The sequence below is a fragment of the Bradyrhizobium sp. genome, assembly GCF_019242285.1.
In the GTDB taxonomy this organism is placed as follows: domain Bacteria; phylum Pseudomonadota; class Alphaproteobacteria; order Rhizobiales; family Xanthobacteraceae; genus Bradyrhizobium.
This window is the reverse complement of record NZ_JAFAVV010000979.1, coordinates 1-17755: the sequence shown is the minus strand read 5'-3', so window position 1 is coordinate 17755 and position 17755 is coordinate 1. Positions and strand designations below refer to the sequence as shown.

The 17755-nt window shown below is 65.2% G+C and carries 15 protein-coding genes and 1 pseudogene; 8 read left to right on the top strand and 8 right to left on the bottom strand.

What is annotated here, in order from left to right:
* Positions 1–464: 464 nt before the first annotated feature.
* The 6 genes from JOY90_RS40005 to JOY90_RS39980 all read right to left on the bottom strand — a co-directional run bounded on the left by JOY90_RS40005 (position 465) and on the right by JOY90_RS39980 (position 6061).
* Positions 465–1400, bottom strand: coding sequence for an ABC transporter substrate-binding protein (locus tag JOY90_RS40005; RefSeq protein ID WP_291696589.1), 936 nt, complete (start codon positions 1398–1400; stop codon positions 465–467).
* Positions 1401–1685: 285 nt separating this feature from the next.
* Entirely contained in the window at positions 1686–2645 is a 960-nt protein-coding gene (locus JOY90_RS40000) for an LLM class flavin-dependent oxidoreductase (RefSeq protein ID WP_291696588.1), read from the bottom strand.
* A gap of 50 nt (positions 2646–2695) precedes the next feature.
* Positions 2696–3502, bottom strand: a complete 807-nt coding sequence (locus JOY90_RS39995; RefSeq protein ID WP_291696587.1) for an ABC transporter permease — start codon at positions 3500–3502, stop codon at positions 2696–2698.
* Positions 3499–4281: an ABC transporter permease gene (locus JOY90_RS39990; protein WP_291696586.1), complete on the bottom strand. Its 783-nt coding sequence runs from the start codon at positions 4279–4281 to the stop codon at positions 3499–3501. The genes JOY90_RS39995 and JOY90_RS39990 overlap by 4 nt, the downstream gene beginning before the upstream one ends.
* Positions 4274–5017 (bottom strand): ABC transporter ATP-binding protein, encoded by a 744-nt coding sequence (locus JOY90_RS39985; protein ID WP_291696585.1) that lies wholly within the window; start codon positions 5015–5017, stop codon positions 4274–4276. Before JOY90_RS39985 ends, JOY90_RS39990 begins: the two co-directional genes overlap by 8 nt.
* Positions 5018–5086: 69 nt before the next feature.
* Entirely contained in the window at positions 5087–6061 is a 975-nt protein-coding gene (locus tag JOY90_RS39980) for an ABC transporter substrate-binding protein (RefSeq protein WP_291696584.1), read from the bottom strand.
* Positions 6062–6252: 191 nt separating this feature from the next.
* On the opposite strand from JOY90_RS39980, the gene JOY90_RS39975 reads away from it, so the two are divergent.
* From JOY90_RS39975 to JOY90_RS39965, 3 genes are all read left to right on the top strand, one after another.
* Positions 6253–7032 (top strand): enoyl-CoA hydratase-related protein, encoded by a 780-nt coding sequence (locus JOY90_RS39975; protein WP_291696583.1) that lies wholly within the window; start codon positions 6253–6255, stop codon positions 7030–7032.
* Positions 7033–7302: 270 nt separating this feature from the next.
* The gene (locus JOY90_RS39970; protein WP_291696582.1) at positions 7303–10245 is read left to right on the top strand and encodes a hypothetical protein; all 2943 of its coding nucleotides are present in this window, start codon (positions 7303–7305) and stop codon (positions 10243–10245) included.
* Complete coding sequence (locus JOY90_RS39965; protein ID WP_291696581.1) at positions 10242–10748, top strand: hypothetical protein; 507 nt, start codon at positions 10242–10244, stop codon at positions 10746–10748. Before JOY90_RS39970 ends, JOY90_RS39965 begins: the two co-directional genes overlap by 4 nt.
* 71 nt (positions 10749–10819) lie before the next feature.
* Here JOY90_RS39965 and JOY90_RS39960 read toward each other — a convergent pair whose 3' ends face one another.
* Positions 10820–11704 carry an LLM class F420-dependent oxidoreductase gene (locus tag JOY90_RS39960; RefSeq protein WP_291696580.1) on the bottom strand — a complete coding sequence of 295 codons (885 nt, stop codon included), beginning with the start codon at positions 11702–11704 and terminating at the stop codon, positions 10820–10822.
* A 171-nt stretch (positions 11705–11875) separates the two neighbouring features.
* On the opposite strand from JOY90_RS39960, the gene JOY90_RS39955 reads away from it, so the two are divergent.
* From JOY90_RS39955 to JOY90_RS39940, 4 genes and pseudogenes are all read left to right on the top strand, one after another.
* On the top strand, positions 11876–12913 hold the full coding sequence (locus JOY90_RS39955; RefSeq protein WP_291696579.1) for an LLM class F420-dependent oxidoreductase: 1038 nt from the start codon (positions 11876–11878) through the stop codon (positions 12911–12913).
* 26 nt (positions 12914–12939) lie between these two features.
* Entirely contained in the window at positions 12940–13896 is a 957-nt protein-coding gene (locus tag JOY90_RS39950; protein ID WP_291696578.1) for an LLM class flavin-dependent oxidoreductase, read from the top strand.
* A 19-nt stretch (positions 13897–13915) separates the two neighbouring features.
* Entirely contained in the window at positions 13916–14770 is an 855-nt protein-coding gene (locus JOY90_RS39945) for an LLM class F420-dependent oxidoreductase (protein WP_291696577.1), read from the top strand.
* 23 nt (positions 14771–14793) lie between these two features.
* Positions 14794–15093: pseudogene (locus JOY90_RS39940) on the top strand (phosphotransferase); the annotation flags it as partial.
* A 683-nt stretch (positions 15094–15776) separates the two neighbouring features.
* Here the strand turns inward: JOY90_RS39940 and JOY90_RS39930 are convergent.
* On the bottom strand, positions 15777–16730 hold the full coding sequence (locus tag JOY90_RS39930; protein ID WP_291696575.1) for an LLM class F420-dependent oxidoreductase: 954 nt from the start codon (positions 16728–16730) through the stop codon (positions 15777–15779).
* 123 nt (positions 16731–16853) lie between these two features.
* Here JOY90_RS39930 and cofG point away from each other — a divergent pair.
* On the top strand, positions 16854–17755 hold a 902-nt coding region (gene cofG, locus JOY90_RS39925; protein WP_291696574.1), incomplete at its 3' end, for a 7,8-didemethyl-8-hydroxy-5-deazariboflavin synthase CofG.

The window sequence follows — 17755 nt, the reverse complement described above, 5'->3', positions numbered from 1 at the left end:
CTCCTTCTTGAATTTCTGCTGCACGCGCTTGACCATAGCCACCGCCTCGTCTCTGGTTCCGAATTCAGCGGCACCTGCAGGCAGCGCCCCTACGAGCAAAACCGACAGCATTGCCAAAACCGTCACAACACGGGGCATGGGTTTTCTCCAGAGATTTGGTCGGACGTGCACGCGGATTGGGGTCGACGGCGAGAGCTGCGGCGAACACTCATCCGCCGGTTGAGGGTGATAGGGGAGTGCCACGTCAGCTTGGTGCACCCGCAAGTAGACGCGGAATGCGGCGATTTTTCGGTTGAACAATACCGCGCGAGATTCCGCGCGGCGGCAACCGATACGCACAGACAACGTGAGGCCAAAAAGCGACCGTCATTGACGGATGATGCGAAGTTCGGAAATCGGAACGCCCGTTCGACGAAGCAACGGGCGCGCCGATCAGGATCGATGTCGGCGTCGCCAGGGCGCGCTCATTTCAGTACCAGGCTGTTCTCGTCGAGCGGCTGGGCGATCTGGCCCAGCTCTTGCAGCACGTTCACCCAGACCGCGAAGTCCTGTGCGTTGAGCGAAAATCGATAGGTCACGAACGGAATCTTCTGGACCACGGGTTCGGGCAGCTTGGTGTATTTGGCGAGGATGGCGCGAGCTTCCTGCGGATTCGCGTCCATGTACTGCTTGGCCTGCTCGAGCGAGGCAACCCAGGCCTCGACCACTGCATGATTGTCGGTCGCCCATTTGCGTTCGGAGATCCAGAACGTGTAGAGGACCTGGTCGCCCACCGAGAGCAACGGGTCGCCGAGCGACCGGTTGCCGGCCGCAAGCAACTGCCCGGCGAACGGCTCGAGCGCCTCGACGACATCGACGTTCCCCGCCTTGAGCTGGTCGGGCATGTTGGGAAACGGCACCTCGACGGCCCGGATGGAGTCCAGATCGATCCCGTTCTTCTTGAGATCATGGAGGACCGAGACATGGATGATGGCGCCGAGCGTCGGCGTCGCGATCACCTTGCCCTTCAGGTCCTGCATGCCCGTGATCGGAGAGTCCTTCCGCACGATCAGGTGCGTGCTCGGATTGTCCTTGGTCTCGATCCCCTCGCCTGCGATGGCCACGACGTCGATCCCCGCCAGCACGGCCTTGATGATGTCCGGCGGCGTCGACGGCGCAAAATCGAACTGGCGCCCGAGCGTTCCCGGCAGCACGGACAGGTTCTGCGTCGCCGACAGCGTGACGTCGAGGCCGTTCTTCTCGAAGATGCCCTTGTCCTTGGCGACCCATGCCGGGAGCCAGGAGACGACTGGAATATAGGCGGCTCGCACCGGCGTCAGATCCGCCGCTGTGGCGGGCGCGACGAGCTCCGCGGCGATGCAAACAACACCCGCAATCAAGCCGGCCAGCGATCGTTTCAACTTACGTGCCACCCTATCCCCCCAAAAACCGATGCGCATTGCTTCGCTGCGACATCAACCATGTGACGCCGCACGGCAAGACCTGATATCACATCGGCAGGCGAATTTGAGGCGGCGTTCTCCGCCGTGACACGGCTCGGACTAACCGAGCAGGGCGAACGTTCGAAGGCGCTCGAGCTTTGCGAGCGTCTTCAAATGAGGACCACGACCTCAACGGTTGATCTCCGGCCCGCCATCCTTGAGCTCTGCTCAACCTTCGCACCCGCCCTGGCGCGCCCCTCGGCATCAGCCTCGCAATCTCGGAAGCACATGTTCTCCGAAAAGCTCGACGGTCCGCACCGGGTCCGACGCCAGGCTGACCGTGAGCATCAACCGCTTGGCGCCCGCGTCCTTGGCGGCCAACGCGCGCGCGAGGCATTGTTCAGGCGTGCCGCAAATCGCCAGACGCCCGGAAAGATAGTCGAACAGACCGAGTTCGCGCACCAGCCTGATGTCCGCGTCGCCCGGCCGGGTGCTGTAGCGCCGGCGCAACTCGAGAAGCGGTTCGCGAAGATGTTCGGGCACCCCGCGGCTTTCGAGGTTCTTGTCGCCGATGACGTACCCGGCCAGGAACGCCAGCATGGCCCCGACCTTGTCGCGCGCGACGTCGCCGTCGACGGCGCAATCCAAAGCGGCTATTTGCCACATCTCGACGTCTTCCGCGGCGCGGCCGGCTTCCGAGATCGCTTTGGCGACTGTGGCCGTGGATTGAGCGATGTTGTCCCCGCCCAGGCCGAAATTGAGAAAGACGCCGTCCGCGGTCCGTCCGGCTGCCGCCAGGCTGAGCGGATGGGAAGCCGCTACGAACACCTTCGACGGCTTCTTGACCCACGGCAAATGGGCCGTCGCCTCATCGAGCGTCGCGGGCTCGCCGCGCAGCAGCGTCTTGATGAAGGTGACGCCCTCACCGAGCTCCTTCGCCGTCGATTTGCTGCGGCCGAGGTTCCTGGTGCCGCTATGACCCGCACCGATACCGAGCACGGCGCGGCCTTCGGAGATCCGATCGATCGATGCGATCGCGGCTGCACTGACTGCGGCGTCACGGGTCACGAGGTTCGTCACGCAAAGCGCCACGCGCGCCTTCTTCGTGAGGCGCGCCGCGAGCGCCGCCGAGACCCAGGGGTCCATCGCATTGCCGGGCGTATCGGCGATGCCGATCATGTCGTAGCCATACCGGTCGGCGCGATCGGCGAGGTCCTCGATCAAGCCGGGATTGTAGGGCCAGAAGAAGAATCCGACTTCCATATCTCGACCTCCTAGAAGTTCTCGCCCTGGGTCTTCGGCGGCCAGCGACGCAACAGGATGGCCTCGACGACGGCGAAGACATTGTTCACGAGCAATCCGAACAGGCCGATCAGGACGAGAAGTCCATAGACCTGCGAGGACTGGAAGTTGCGCTGCGCGCCGATCATGAGCGCGCCGATTCCCTCGATCGAGGTCAGTATCTCGACCAGAAGCGTCACGACGATCGCAACGGGCAGCGCGACACGAATGCCGAGCAATATCGCAGGAAGCACCGACGGCAGCACGATCAGCCGCATCCGGTCGAGCGCCGACAGGCGGAATGAACGCGCGACGTCGAGCAGCAGCGGATGCACGCGTTCCGCGGCGGACGCGGTGTTGAGGAGAATGGGCCAGATCGCCGCGAGCACGACCACTGTCAGCTTCATGCGCTCATCATAGCCCATGAAGAGGATCGCCACCGGGACGATCGCCGGCGGCGGAACGGCCCTCAGGAATTCGAGCAGCGGTCCGGCGGCGCGGCGAAACCTCGGAAATACACCGATGAACAAACCGGCCGCGGTTCCGATGGCGACCGCGAGAGCCAGCCCGAGCAACAGGGTTATGGTCGTGGCCAGCAAGGCCGGATACAGCCGTCCGCTCTTCGAAAGCAGCATCAGACCGTTCCACCAGTCGGAAGGCGGTGGAAAATAGGCCGAACGGCCGGTCTGCAGGAGTTGCCAGGCACCGAGCAGAACGACGAGCGGGAGCAATCCCCTAGCCGACGGCAATGCGGCGACGCCGAGCCTGACATAGTGCAGCCAGGGACGTGCGGACCTCACGGCTCGCCCCGCAATTGACGGAAGGACGGAAGCAAGGCCTCCGCCAGGGCCAGCATTCCGGCATTGAGAGCAATGCCGATCAGTCCGACGGTCACGATATAGGCAAACATCAGATCGGGCCGCAGCGCCTGCTGCTCGCGCACGATGCCGTAGCCGAGGCCTGCCGGATTGCCGACCATTTCGGCGATGACGGCGAGCACGAGCGCGAGGCCGAGACCGATACGGGCACCGGCGACAATCGGCGGCATCGCCGCCGGCAAGACGATGCGGAGGATGGTATCGCGGCGGCTGAGGCGAAAGGTGCGGCCGACGTCGTGAAGTCGCTGATGAACCGAGGTGACGCCTCCCATGGTGTTGACCAGCACCGGCCAGAGCACGGGAAGGATGGTGACGACCATTTCGGTTTTCAGCGAAAAGCCGAACAGCAGGAGGGCGACGGGCGCAAACGCGACCCCCGGCATCGGCCGCAGGATCTCGATGCTCGCGAGGCTGTAGCGCCGCGCGGTCGCCGACAAGCCGAGCAGAAAGCCGAGCGAGACGCCGAGCACCATCGCCGCCGTCCATCCGATCGCAACCGCACTCAGCGTGTGCGCGATATCGGACGCCAGAAGACCTTCCCTGGCGAGTTCGCCCCACCCCCGGGCGATGGCCGATGGCGCCGGCAGGTATTCGTAGTCGAGCAATCCCGACCTGACGATGGCTTCCCATGCCAGCGCGACGAAAACCAGGACGGCGGTGCCGGGCCAATTGATCCTCGCGATCAAGCGCCCCTTAGCCATGTTCGCGTCCGATGGCCTGGTGGACGGCGTAGCGATATTCGAGAAACTGCGGAAGCTGGCGCGTCGAAAGCTGATCGCGCGGCGCCGGCAGGCCGATGTCGAAGACCTGCTCGATCCGACCGGGCGAGCCCTTCAGCACGACGATGCGGTCACCGAGGTAGACCGCCTCCTCGATGTCGTGGGTGATGAAGACGAAGCTCGTGCCGGTGCGATCGCGGACCCGAAGCAGTTCGTCCTGCATCGACGCCTTGGTCATGGCATCGAGCGCGGCGAACGGCTCGTCCATGAGCATCACGGCGGGACGCAGCGCCAGGGCGCGCGCGATCTGAACGCGCTGCTGCATGCCGCCCGACAACTGCCAGGGATAGTCCTCGGCGTTCTTTTCAAGACCCACCAGGGCCAGCGCGTCGCGCACCCGCTGCCCGACTTCCTTCCGATCGAGGCGGCGCTCTATTCCAAACGCGACGTTGGAGGCGACCGTGCGCCACTGCAACAGCGCGTTGGAATAATCCTGGAATACGATGACGACGTCGTCGGGTGGGCCGTCGAGCTGCTTTCCATGCACCAGCACCGAGCCGCCCGACGTGGGCGTGAGGCCTCCCATCGCTCTCAACAGCGTGGTTTTTCCGGTTCCCGAAGCACCGACGATGGTCAGGAACTCTCCGGAGCGAACCAGGAGGGAGATGTTCTCGATGATGCGCTTGCGGTTGTACTTGTGAAGCAATTCGACGATCACGGACCGGCACTCGAACGCCGGGTTTGAGGCCCCCGCGCCCGGCTCGGATCTGTGGTCCGCCGACCCCATCTAGGGTGTCACGACCAGCTTGGAGGAATCGACCTCCTTGTCGAGCTGATCGACGTCCTTGAGCGCCGCCGCCCACACCTGGATGTCCTCCGCCTTGATCGCGAAGCGGTAGGTCGGAAACGGCGTCGCCTGCACCACCGCTTCGGGCAATTTGGTGTACTGCGCCATGATCTTGCGCGCCTCTTCGGGATTCTTCTCGATGAAGCTCTTGGCATCCTCGAGCGCGGCAATCCAGGCCTCGATGGTCGGAAGATTGGCGCGCGCCCACTCGCCCTGCGAAATCCAGAACGGGAACAGCACGTCCTTGCCGACCGACAGCAGTGGGTCCGCGATCGAGACGTTGCCGTTCGCGCGCAGCGCCCCGGCGAAAGGTTCCACGGATTCGACGGCATCGACCCGCTTCGCCTTCAGCTGGTCGGGCATGTTCGGGAACGGCACCTCCACGGCCCTGACGCTCGTCGGATCGACACCGTTCTTCTTGAGCCAGTACAGCACCGAAACGTGGATCACGCCGCCGATCGTGGGGGTCGCGATCAGCTTTCCGACCAGGTCCTTCGGCCCCGCGATCCCCGAGTCCTTGGCGACGATGACATGCGTCGAAGGATTGTCCTCGGTCTCGAACACCTCCGAGGCGACGGCAACGACGTCCAGTCCGGAGGCGACCGATTTGAGCAGATCGGGCGCGGTGCTCGGCACGATCTCGAACTGCTTTCCGACCGTCCCCGGCAATATCGATAGGTTCTGCGCGACGCTCAGCGTGACGTCGAGCCCATGCGCCTTGAAAAACCCCTTCTCTTTCGCAACCCACGCGGGCAGCCAGGTCACGACGGGAATATAGGCGGCGCGGACTGCAACCGGCGATTGGGTTTGGGCGTAACTGTGTTGCGCCGGCCCCGCCGCCACCGCTGCACAAACCACGATGCACGCCGCCTTCACACGCAGACGGACCTTCGACGACAGATCATGGTGTTGCACTTCGCGGCCTCTCCAAATCCACAATTGATTGCACGTTGCGTAGTCCTACAATGGAGTTCTCAGCTACAGCAAGCGCGAATGCGCCGCACCGCCCTGACGGACTCGAGCATGGATCGGCTTTCGAATCATTGCGGTATGGGAGCATGAGACAGGCCGGGCCCAAGACAAACCAAGACCTGCAGGAGCACGCGATGACGGGATTTGCCTTCAGCGTTCAGGGCCGCGTTGCCAGGATCGTTTTCAACCGACCCGACGCGCAGAACCTCCTCTCCAGCGATCTGCTGCTGGCACTGCGCAGCGTCGCCAGTGACCTGGCCACCAACCGCGACATCCAGGTGCTGACCGTCACCGCAGAAGGGACCGAATGCTTCTCGACGGGCATCTTGACGCCGGCGTTGCGGGGACAGCTCGCCAAGGATGAGGTCCTGCAACTGATCCGCCTTGCGAACGAGACCTTCGATGCGGTCGAGGCGCTGCCGCAGATCACCATCGCCGGCCTGAACGGCTATGTGCGCGCCGGCGCCGTCGAGCTCGCCCTCGCCTGCGACATCAGGATCGCCGGCGACCATGTCCGCCTCGTCTCGCCGGAAGCCAAATGGGGCGGCTTTCCGGGCGCGGGTGCGCCGGTCCGGCTTCCGCATCTCGTGGGCACTGCTCGAACGCTCGAGCTGCTTTGCACGGGTCGCGAAATCGACGCGAGCGAAATGGAAAGATACGGCCTGGTCGAATTCGTGGTGGAGCGAGATCAAGTCCACGCGAGAATGGATGCCCTTGCCGAAACGATTGCAAGCAACGGGCCGCTGGCCACGCGGGGAACGAAACGCATCGTCAGACTGGGGGAAGCGGCCGGCCCTCGCGCCGCACGCGAGCTGTCCGACGCGCTCCGTTCCGCGCTCGAGTTTTCGCAGGACGTCGACGAAGGCATCGCCGCGGCACGAGAAGGAAGAAAACCTAAATTTGCGGGAAGGTAGAACAGTCGAGGCGTGGCAGGATCTTTTCTGAATGGCGCTTTCAGAGCTGACTTGAGCGAAGTCCGTTTCCAGCAGAACTTTTCTCCATCGTCACGAAAGTGAAATACGATGCAGCCGATTGACTCGATCCGAAAAAGCGACGCCGCGCTCGTGACGTCCTGAGCCTCTGCCCGCGATTGCCGCTGCCGAGGAGAATAAAGAGTTTGTTTTTCTGGTTTGTCGTGTACATAATCTCTTATTGCCATAGTCAAATTGTGCGCAGTTTTAGTGATGGAACGTGAAGAGTTCCGAGATGGCTTGTTGTTGTCGCTACGACACGCGTTGCAGGAGCTCACGGCTTTCGACCAATCGGCGATTGCTCTGGCGAAGCAGGTGCTCTCGGCTCCCACCATCGGTGACAGCACGGACGCACTCTTCCGGCTGACACCCGCGGGCTGGGTGGTGCTCGTCGACTACTGCGCCGCCAATTGGACCGGCAACGGCAGGCATGCGCTCGATCTGTTCGGCGGCAGCAGCTTTTCGTATCTCCATCCGAAGCCGGAAGGCGTGCTCGTCCTCGTGCACGCGTCGTTCGCCCTCCTCGCTGCGCTCGCGGCCGAGGAGGCGGGCGAGGCAAATCCGGCCAGGCTGTCGGCAAGCGGCATCGAGCTGGCCGGACAGGTCGAAGCCGCCGGGCTACCGGCAATCGCCCACCGGCTGCTGAGCTGCCTATTCCACCTGTTGCCCGCGGTATCGGCCGCCCGCCTGCCGGTCGCCGAAAAGTGCCTTCAGTGTGGCGAAGCCGCGGGGCAGACAGACCTGGTTGCGGCCGGTGCCGCGGCGTGCGCGCTGTGCCGTATCGACCTGGCGGGCGAGACACAGGCCGAACGTCTCGCCGCCTTTGAAGCGCTGGAATTGGCGATCGAACGCATCTCGGCCGCGTCCGAAGCCGCCCGCGAGCAGCTCGCTGTCGCCTTGGTGAGCCTTTCGAGGAAGCCTGAGAACCTCTATCTCCAAAATCTGCTCGTCCATCTCGTGCCCCACATTAAGAACGCAGGGGGCTTGACGCTGCTGGCTGGCAAGCAGCCATGGCCGGCGCGCGTAACCGAATTCTCCGACGATGAGGACGAGACCGCGGCCATGGAGGCCCATGTATGGGCACTTCGGCACGACCTCGAGGTGGACCGTGACCATCTGGGCCTGCTTCCGGTCCCGGCGCTGCGCAATCCGACTGCCGACTGGCTCGACTGGACGCTGTCGCATCCGGCCTACCTGCGGGCCGTGCCGAACGGGCGCTCTTTCCTCGAGGAAAAGGACGCCCAGCGCCACCTGCTCGATTTCGCGCATGAGGTGACGCATGTCAAAAGCCTGCTTGGATATCTCGGCTTGGCCATGGCGGCGTTGCGTGCCGTTCTTCTCCACCGGCGGATCAACGACTGGGCGCGCGGCGGCCGCGGCCCCGAAGAGATATTGGCTCTGCGCCGGGCCGGCTTCGAGGCGCCGCCGATCGATCCGACCAACGAGGCCGATCTGCTCTGCGCGGAGATCACGCTCGAGCTCGTGCTGAAGGCCCGTGCCTTGCAAGATGTCTGGACGGCCTGGATGGAAGGACTGGCCGTCTTCGGCGAAGCCGCCGCGGAGGTACCGGATCCGGACGCAACGCAATCCGTCGGAGCCGCGCTGCGCTGCCTGGTGGACTTCCGGGTTGAACGGAAACCCGGCCAGGAGCTCACGCAAGAGGAACTCCAGGCTCAGGTCGAAGCATTCTTCGACGACGTGGGCGGGCGGTGGGCATCGGCAGCCGAGGCCCGCGTGCCGGGCCGGCTCCGCGAGCTGATGGCGACACCGCACACGCCCTATCTCGCCGGCTACCTGGCGGTACGCGGCGTGGTCGCGGCATGGCGGGCGCGACTCGGTCGACCGCTGGGAGGACCCGCTGCCTTTCGGGCCCTGGTGTCCGCCACCCGCCTCTCGATCGCCGACTCGATCCCGAGCCTTGCGCTCCGCAGCGATCGGTTCGCCGCAGCGGCGGAAGCCGGCCTGTCCGCTTGGGTCAAACGCTTGGCAGGGCTACCAGCCGACAGGCTCGATTTGCTGCTCACCGATCCGGCCGAAGATGAGAGGCGCCCCCCGCTCGGTTGGCGAGACGGGTGCTCTGTGCAGCTTTCATCTGAAGAGCAGGCCGCTCTGGCCGGGAACGTGCTGCGCCGCATGGTGTCCGAAGCCTTCCTGAGCTTGGCCGACCCGGCCGACGTTGGGCGCTGGGGCGCGGCCGGCGATCCGGATCACGAAAAGGCGGCTCGGTGGGCGAAAGGCCTCGCCGAGCTGCGCCAACGGGAGGACAGCAAGACCGAAGAGGCGGAAGCAGCCCAGATGGCCTCATCCTGGCTGACATTGGCGATGCTGCTTCCCCTCGGTCGCGCCGACGCGCGCTTCTACTTGGCGGTCGGCCCGGAGGACAGCAAGAGCCGCCTGTCCCTCATCATCCGCAAAGCCACGCGCGCCGTGGGCATGGAGCTTCCGAGCAGCGATTTTCTCATGCTTCCGCTGTCGCGCCAAACGGCGACGGCGCTCGCCGAGGAGGTCCGTGCACGAGGGACACCGCGGATGGAAGTGCTGCGGCTGGTGGACTTGGGCCACTATGTCGCGCCACCGCTGCCCTGGCCGCTCGTCGTGCTTCGTTATGGAGATTGGCTCCATGTGCTGCTCGGCGACCGCAGCACGAACGCCACCCTCGTCGATGGTGCCGATCGCGACCACCCTCTTGCGAACGCCATTCGCGGACGACTGTGGCCGGAGGACCCGATCGGGCTCGATGCCATGCCGCGCGGAGACGCCCTGGCCAGCCACACACTTGCGCAACTCGGTGCTGCCCCTCCTGGAGACTCCTTCACCATGGTCTGGCGATCTGCTCTCTGCACGTTGGCGGAACGGATCGGCGATGAGTCGGCCCGTCGGACCGCGCAGTGCCGCGCGGCGAGCCTCATGCTCGAAGCGCTCGGTCACACGCCTGCGCACGCGGCAGAGTATGCGGCACAGCGTTTCGAGGCGCTGACAAAGCGCGCCTTTCGGCTCAACATCGCCACGTCGCTGTTCCGGACCGGGTGCTTACCCGGCCAAGACCCTTGGCTCGATCAGCGGGCAGCCGAGGTCGCCGCCAGCGGCTTCGATATATTCGAGCGTGGCGCTCATGGCTGGGATGTTCGCGCTGCTTCACAAGGAACCACGGCATGACCTTTCTCGTACTTGCTACTCGCGCCAATCTTCACAATGAGGCACTTGCAGCCGCCGACGCGGTGGGAGCCGATGGTGCGCCACCGGTTGGGAGACTTAACGCCCCCGCGCTCGATGACGCCAAGCTCTGGGTGACCCGACTTTGGGACACGGCGGCTGGCGCGATCGAAGCCGCGTGGGAGGATGGCCGAGCGGCCGCGGCACCATTGATCGAGCGCTTCGGCCAGGAAATCCTGGAATTGCGCGAGACCTTTGCCGAAGGCGCAAAGGCGGTCATCGATCTCGTGGCCGAGCGGCTCGCTGAATACGCGCGGACCTTGACTCGGCGGTTGATGAGCCAGTTCGAAGAAAACCTGACGATCGGCGTTCATCGCTTCGAGGTACGCGGCATCACAGTGCAGCAGAAGCTCAAGATGACTGGCACGTTGAAAGCTTCGCTCCACGAACTCTGCTCTTTCGTTAGCGAAGGTGAGATCACCGTTTCGGCAAAGTATGCGGTATGACCGGCCCAGACCCGGATCGGGAACGATCCTCCGTTCGTCCGCAATGACCAGTGGAGTCGCACGCTCCGGACTCATGCGTTCGCATAAGGCTTGATGATCTCCTCGCCGAAGCGGGCCAGTGTCGTTTCGAGATCGGGCATGAACGCGGTCACCGGCAGCGCAAGACGGCCCGCGCCGCGCGCGATGCGCTCCTCGACGGCGGCGCGCGGGTCGGCGCCGGACTTCGGCAGCGCGCCGGGACAGCCGAGGGTCAATTCCACCTTCGCCGGATCGCGGCCGGCCTGTTCGGCCGAACGGCGCACGATATCGAGCAACGGCATAATGTCGACCTGGGCGCCGATCGAGGGGAAGAAGCCGTCGCCGAGACGGCCGGCGCGGCGGGCAGCCGCTTCCGAGTGGCCGCCGACGACGATCGGCACCGATTTCGCGACCGGCTTCGGATTGCAGCTCACCTTGTCGAATGTCACGAATTCGCCCGCGAAGCTCGCTGCATCGCCGGCCCACAAGGCGCGCATGGCCGCGACATATTCGTCGGCGCGCTTGCCGCGACGCTCGAACGGAATGCCGAGCGCCTCGAACTCCTCCTTCAGCCAACCCACCCCGATGCCGAGCTCGATCCGGCCGCCGCTGAGATAATCCAGCGTGGCGACCTCCTTGGCCAGCACCAGCGGGTTGCGCTGCGGCAGGATCATCACGGCCGTCATGAAGCGCAGCCGCGTGGTGGCGGCGGCGACCCATGTCAGCCAGATCAATGGATCGGGCAGTCTCGTCGATGGATTGCCCGGCAGCCGGCCGCCCGGCGCATAGGGATAGACGCTCGTGTAATTGTCGGGAAACACGACGTGCTCGACGGCGAACACGGAATCGAAACCGGCTGCCTCCGCCAGGCGCACCAGACGGCGCGCGCCTTCGGGGTCAGGGAACGTGTTGTTGCCGAAGTGCAGGGCGAATTTCATGAGGCGGCTCCTTCCCGGATCGCGCGGCGCGTTCGATCGGCGCCTTCCAAAACGCCATCATGACACGCGGCAAGGAGACCGGCGAGCCGTTCATGGCAGCCTCCCGGCACGCGCTGCCGCCTGTTCAAGCGACCCGGCGCTTCGTATCCTCAAGCGAGGGAGGACACGGCGATGAAGCTTGGTCTGTCAATCGGCTATTCGGGCCCCCATCTCGAGGTGCCGGTCGCGCTCGTGCAGCGCGCGGAAGAGCTCGGTTACGACTCGGTCTGGTCGGCCGAAGCCTATGGCTCCGACGCGATCACGCCGCTCGCCTTCCTCGCCGCCAAGACCAGCCGCATCAAGCTCGGCACCGGCATCATGCAGCTCGCCGCGCGAACGCCGGCCAACGCCGCGATGTCGGCCGCCAGCATTGATGCGATGGCCGGCGGCGGCCGCTTCATCGCGGGCCTCGGCGTCTCCGGACCGCAGATCGTCGAGGGCTGGTACGGCCAGCCGTGGGGCAGGCCCTATTATCGGGTCAAGGATTACGTCGCGATCATGCGCAAGATCTTCAAGCGCGAAGGCCCCGTGACGCACGAAGGCCGCGAGATCAGCCTGCCCTACCAGGGCGAAGGCTCCGCTGGCCTCGCCAAGCCGCTGAAGTCGATCCTGCACATGAATCCCGACATCCCGATCTATCTCGCAACCGGCGGTGAAACGATGGTCAAGCTGACGGCCGAGATCGCCGACGGCTGGCTGCCGCTGGGTTTCGTGCCCGGCGCCATGGAGGAGTACCGCCCGTGGCTGGAGGAAGGCTTCCGCCGCGCCGGCAACGGCAAGAGCCTGAAGGATTTCACCATCCAGGCCTCGGTCCATGTCGAGGTCGACGATGACGTGAAGAGCGCGCTGGCGCGCCTCAAGCCGGAGGTGGCGCTCTATGTGGGCGGCATGGGCCACCGGACCAAGAATTTTCACAACGACGTCATGGTCCGGCGCGGCTTCGGCGACGCTGCCGCGCGCATCCAGGAACTCTACCTCGCGGGCCGCAAGGACGAAGCCATCGCCGCCGTGCCCGACGAGTGGGTCGATCTGAAATCGCTGGTCGGCCCGCCGGCCCGCATCCGCGAACGCTACCGCGCCTGGGAGGACAGCGGCGCGGATTCGCTCAGCGTGCGATCGCATCAGTCCGAGGCCATCGAGGTGATGGCCATGGCGGCGCGGCTGAACTGAGGCGGGGGCGGAAGGAAGGACGGCGCATGAGTGTCGCCATCGGATTGGGCATTGCGGAGTTTCCGTTTTCCGGCGCCGCGGCGTACTGGCGCTGGATCGACATGTGTGAGGCCGGCGACGTGGATTCGATCTGGCAGACCGATCGGATCGTCGGCCGTCAGCCGTTCCTCGAATCGATGACCACGATGGCGGCCCTGGCGGGGCGCACGCGGCGCCTGCGGTTCGGCATGAACGTCGTGTCGCTGGCGTTCCGCGACCCCGTGCTGCTGGCCAAGCAGTGCGCCACCATCGACCTGCTGTCCGATGGCCGCCTGCTGCCGGCCTTCGGCATCGGCAGCCCGCTGGGGCCCGAATGGCAGGCGCTCGGCATCGACACCAGGACGCGCGGCCGCAGGACCGACGAGTGCCTCGAGATCATCCGCCGCCTGTGGCGCGAGGAACAGGTCGACTTCAGCAGCGCCTTCTACCAACTGAAGGGCGTCACCATCGCACCCAAGCCCGTGCAGCCCGATCTGCCGATGTGGATCGGAGGATCGAGCGACGCGGCGATCCGGCGCACCGCACGCATCGGCACCGGCTGGCTGGGCGGCGGCAACCCACCGGCCGAGGCCGGTCGCATCGTGGCCGCGATCAAGGCAGCCGCCACCGAGGCCGGCCGATCCATCGACGAGGATCACTACGGTGCCGGTTTCGCGTTCCACTTCGGCAGCCGAGACGCGCCCGGCGTCGTCAGGGCGATGGATGCCTACGCCAAGCGCACCGGCCGCGACGCCGCGCAGGTGTTCGCGGTCGGCGACGCCGAAACGATCCTCGCGCGCGTCGCCGAATATGTCGACGCCGGCCTATCGAAATTCATTTTGCAGCCGCTGGGCGAGGATGACGACGCCATTCTGGCCCAGACCCGTCTCTTGATCGAGCAGGTGCTGCCGCGCGCGGAGACGCGCTGGCCGAGACGTGCGAAGGTCACGACGACCAACACATAAAATCATGAGGGAGAGAACGATGCGCATCGGCGGGGCCATGTTTTTCACCGACTACTCGATGTCACCCACCGAACTCGCGCGGGCGCTGGAGGAGCGCGGCTTCGACTCGCTCTGGGTGCCCGAGCACTCCCACATTCCATTGACGCGCAAGTCGCCCTTCCCGAGCGGCGGCGATCTGCCGAAGAAATATTACGACGTGATGGATCCGTTCGTGATGCTGGGTGCCGCCGCGGCGGTGACCAGGACGCTGCTGCTTGGGACCGGCATCTGCCTGATCGCGCAGCGCGACCCGATCCAGACCGCCAAGCAGGTTGCTTCGATCGACCAGGTCTCGGGCGGCCGTTTCCTGTTCGGGGTCGGCAACGGCTGGAACGAGGACGAGATGGCCAACCACGGCACCGCTTTCGCGAGCCGCCACAGGCTGGCGCGGGAGCGCGTGGAGGCCATGAAGGTGATCTGGACCCGATCAAAGGCCGAGTATCATGGCGAGTTCGTGAACTTCGACCCGATGATGACCTGGCCGAAGCCGGTCCAGAAGCCGCATCCGCCGATCATCGTCGGCGGCGCCTTTCCGTACGGCGCGCGACGGGCCTTGCGCTACGGCGACGGCTGGATGCCCCACCGCACGCGCAGCCAGTACGCGGACGTGCAGGCCCTGCTGCCGAAATTCCGCGAGATGGCGACCGAGGCGGGCCGCGACCTGGCGTCGGTGCCGATCACGATCTGGGGCGCCAGGGAGAACCTCGATCTGCTCGAGCGCGACCGCGACGATGGCGTCTCACGCGTGGTCGTCAGCTTCGATTCCGGCAAGGCCGATACGATCCTGCCGGAACTCGACCGCTGGGCGACGCTGATCCGCCAGCTTGGGAGCTGAATATATGACAGAGGCATCCGGCTGACGGCGTTGCTCGATGCCGCGCCGCGTGGGCGCGGCTCGTTGGACGTCAGACCTGCGTCGTCCACGGCGACCTCAACCCGCGCAACATCCGCATGACCGCAGATCGGGTCGCGTTGATCGACTGGGACGAGTCGCATGTTGACGTCCCCGATCTCGATCTGGCGCTGCCCCACAACGCCGCCGGTCTCGATGACGGCGCGCATGACATCGCCGCGCAAGCATCGGCCGCATGGGAGGCCGCCGTCTGCCGGGACGACACATACGCAATCAAGCGGCTTGCCCAAGTTCGACCGGTCTGAGCAGTGGCTCGGCTGCCTGCCCGGAGTTGCTCGGCAGCAACACCCGCTCCGCGCGCTCTGGTGATCCCGGTCAGAAGGATCAATCCCGATGCAGCCCTTGTTTCAGGGCTGGAACGATCTCGAGTCGCTGCTCGTTGCTTCTCAAGTCACGGCTCGCTACTTTTGTCACGAGGAGGACGAAAAATGAGGATGGTTGCTGCCGCGCTATTGATAGCCTTGGGACTACTGACCGCTGCTTCCGCCAGGCCGACCCACGCGCGGGTTGGGGGCGCTCCTGAGAAGCGAGAGCGTCTGATCGTACGAGTGCCGGTGGTCAGGCCGACACCTTACTGGGATTCCTACATTGTCCCGCGATACCGCTATCGTCCCGAGGATGATCGGGTCGCCAGGTGTGGCCCGCCTGTCGTGCCGGTCATTCGTTACGGCGCGCAGGAAGCGACAGTGCCGGGCTGGGAAGGATCCTTTCAATCCGGAGTCATCGTGTGCCATTGAGCAACCTTCGCAGGTTGGCCTTCACCAACCGACGGCATCGGCTTCGAACGAGTTTTCTGCCTCTGCCGCACCTGGCAATTTCCTGATCCGGCCATGGCCGCTTTGTCACACCGGTCGTCATCCAGGTCCTCGATGACGACCGAGCGGGGCAACTTTCGCTTTGCCTTTCTCCCACCGAACGAGTATGGGCCCTAGACGAGCGGCAAGACCTCGGTTCTGAATTTCTGCATGGCCGTGAGCACTTCGTCCGCTGTCGAACCGCCAAATCCGAAATCGATGCAGCCGACGCCCATGTCGCGCAACGCCTTGATGTCGGCGGCGATGGCGGCCGGCGCACCGGCGAACAGGCGATGTTCGCCGTCACCAGCCTGCGGCGGCGCGGTCTCGCCGAATACCGTGCAGCGCAAGGTCAGGCCGACCGCGTTGGGATCGCGCCCCGCTTCAGCGGTCATCTTGCGCAGTCGCCCCACCTGGGTCTTGAAACGCGTCAGGCTGTCGAGCGGGTTCTGCGGATTGGTGCCGATCGGGTACCAGGCATCGCCGAAGCGGGCGGCACGTCGCAGCGCGGGACCGCTCTCGCCGCCGACCCAGATCGGCGGATGCGGTTTCTGCACCGGCTTCGGCTCCAGACTGATGTTGGAGAATTGGACATGCGTGCCGTCGAACTTCGGCGTATCCTTGGTCCAGAGTTCGACAAAGGCGCGCACATAGTCGTCGGTCACCGTCCCACGGGCATCGAAGTCCGGCGCGCCGAGGGCCTCGAACTCCTCGCGCATCCAGCCCGCACCGATGCCCAGCGTCAGCCTGCCCCCCGAGAGAACGTCGATGGTCGAGAGCATCTTGGCGGTCAGCACGGCCGGTCGGTGCGGGACCACCATGACGGAGGTCACCAGACGCAGGCGCGTCGTTTTTGCGGCGATCCAGCCGACCTCCGTGAGCTGTTCGTGCCGCTCGCCGCGGGTGCCGCTGGGGAACTCTCCGGAGGCACTGTAGGGATAGTTGGCCGCGATCGCGGTCGGAATCACCACGTGGTCGCTGAACGTCGCGTAGTCGAAGCCCATCGCCTCGCCGCCAACCACGATCTTGGTGAGATTATCCGCGGTCGACAGCGGGCCGGCGGTCGGTGCGTTGAAGCCGATCTGCATGTGTTGCATCCTTCCCTAGCATTGCATCGCTTGCGTCGATGCGACACCATGCGGCCGCCAGCGGGTGACGGCAAGAGGGTCCCGCGACGACATGCGGCCCCCTGCGGGCGGAGACGACGGATCATGACGGCGAGCGATAGACAGGCGACGCGACGGCGGTTCGACGCGCCGCTGACCGAATTGATGGCGGAAGCCGCGGCCTTGCGCGATTCCGCGCATGGAAGGCTGATCTCCTACTCGCGCAAGGTCTTCATTCCGCTCACCAAGCTCTGCCGGGACGTCTGTCACTACTGCACGTTCGCGGTAACGCCACGCGCGGGCAAGCCCACTTATCTCTCACCCGACGAGGTGCTCGCCATCGCCCGCGCCGGCGCTGCCGCAGGCTGCACCGAAGCGCTGTTCACCCTGGGGGACAAGCCCGAGCTGCGATACCAGGCCGCGCGCGACGCTTTGAAGGCGCTCGGCCACGAAACGACGATCTCCTATCTGGCCGCGATGTGCCGGCTCGTGCTGCGCGAGACCGGACTATTGCCCCACGCCAATCCCGGCGTGATGACGCGCGAGGAGATCGCCGGCCTGCGCGAGGTGACGGCCAGCCAGGGCATCATGCTGGAGTCCACCAGCGAGCGGCTCTGCAGGCAGGGCGGCGTTCACTACGGTTCTCCCGACAAAGATCCTGCGGTCAGGCTGGAGACAATGCGTCTGGCCGGCGAACTGAAGGTTCCGTTCACGACCGGAATCCTGATCGGCATCGGCGAGACACGCGGCGAGCGGATCGACGCGCTGGAGGCGATTCGCGACCTGCACGCCGTCCATGGTCACATCCAAGAAGTCATCATCCAGAACTTCCGGGCCAAGCCCGACACCAAGCTCGCCAACTCCGAGGAACCCGATCTCGACGACCTGCTGCGGACCATCGCGACCGCGCGTCTGATTCTCGGGCCCGACATGAACATTCAGGCGCCGCCAAACCTGTCGCCTGGGGTCTATCAAAAGCTGATCGACGCGGGGCTCAACGACTGGGG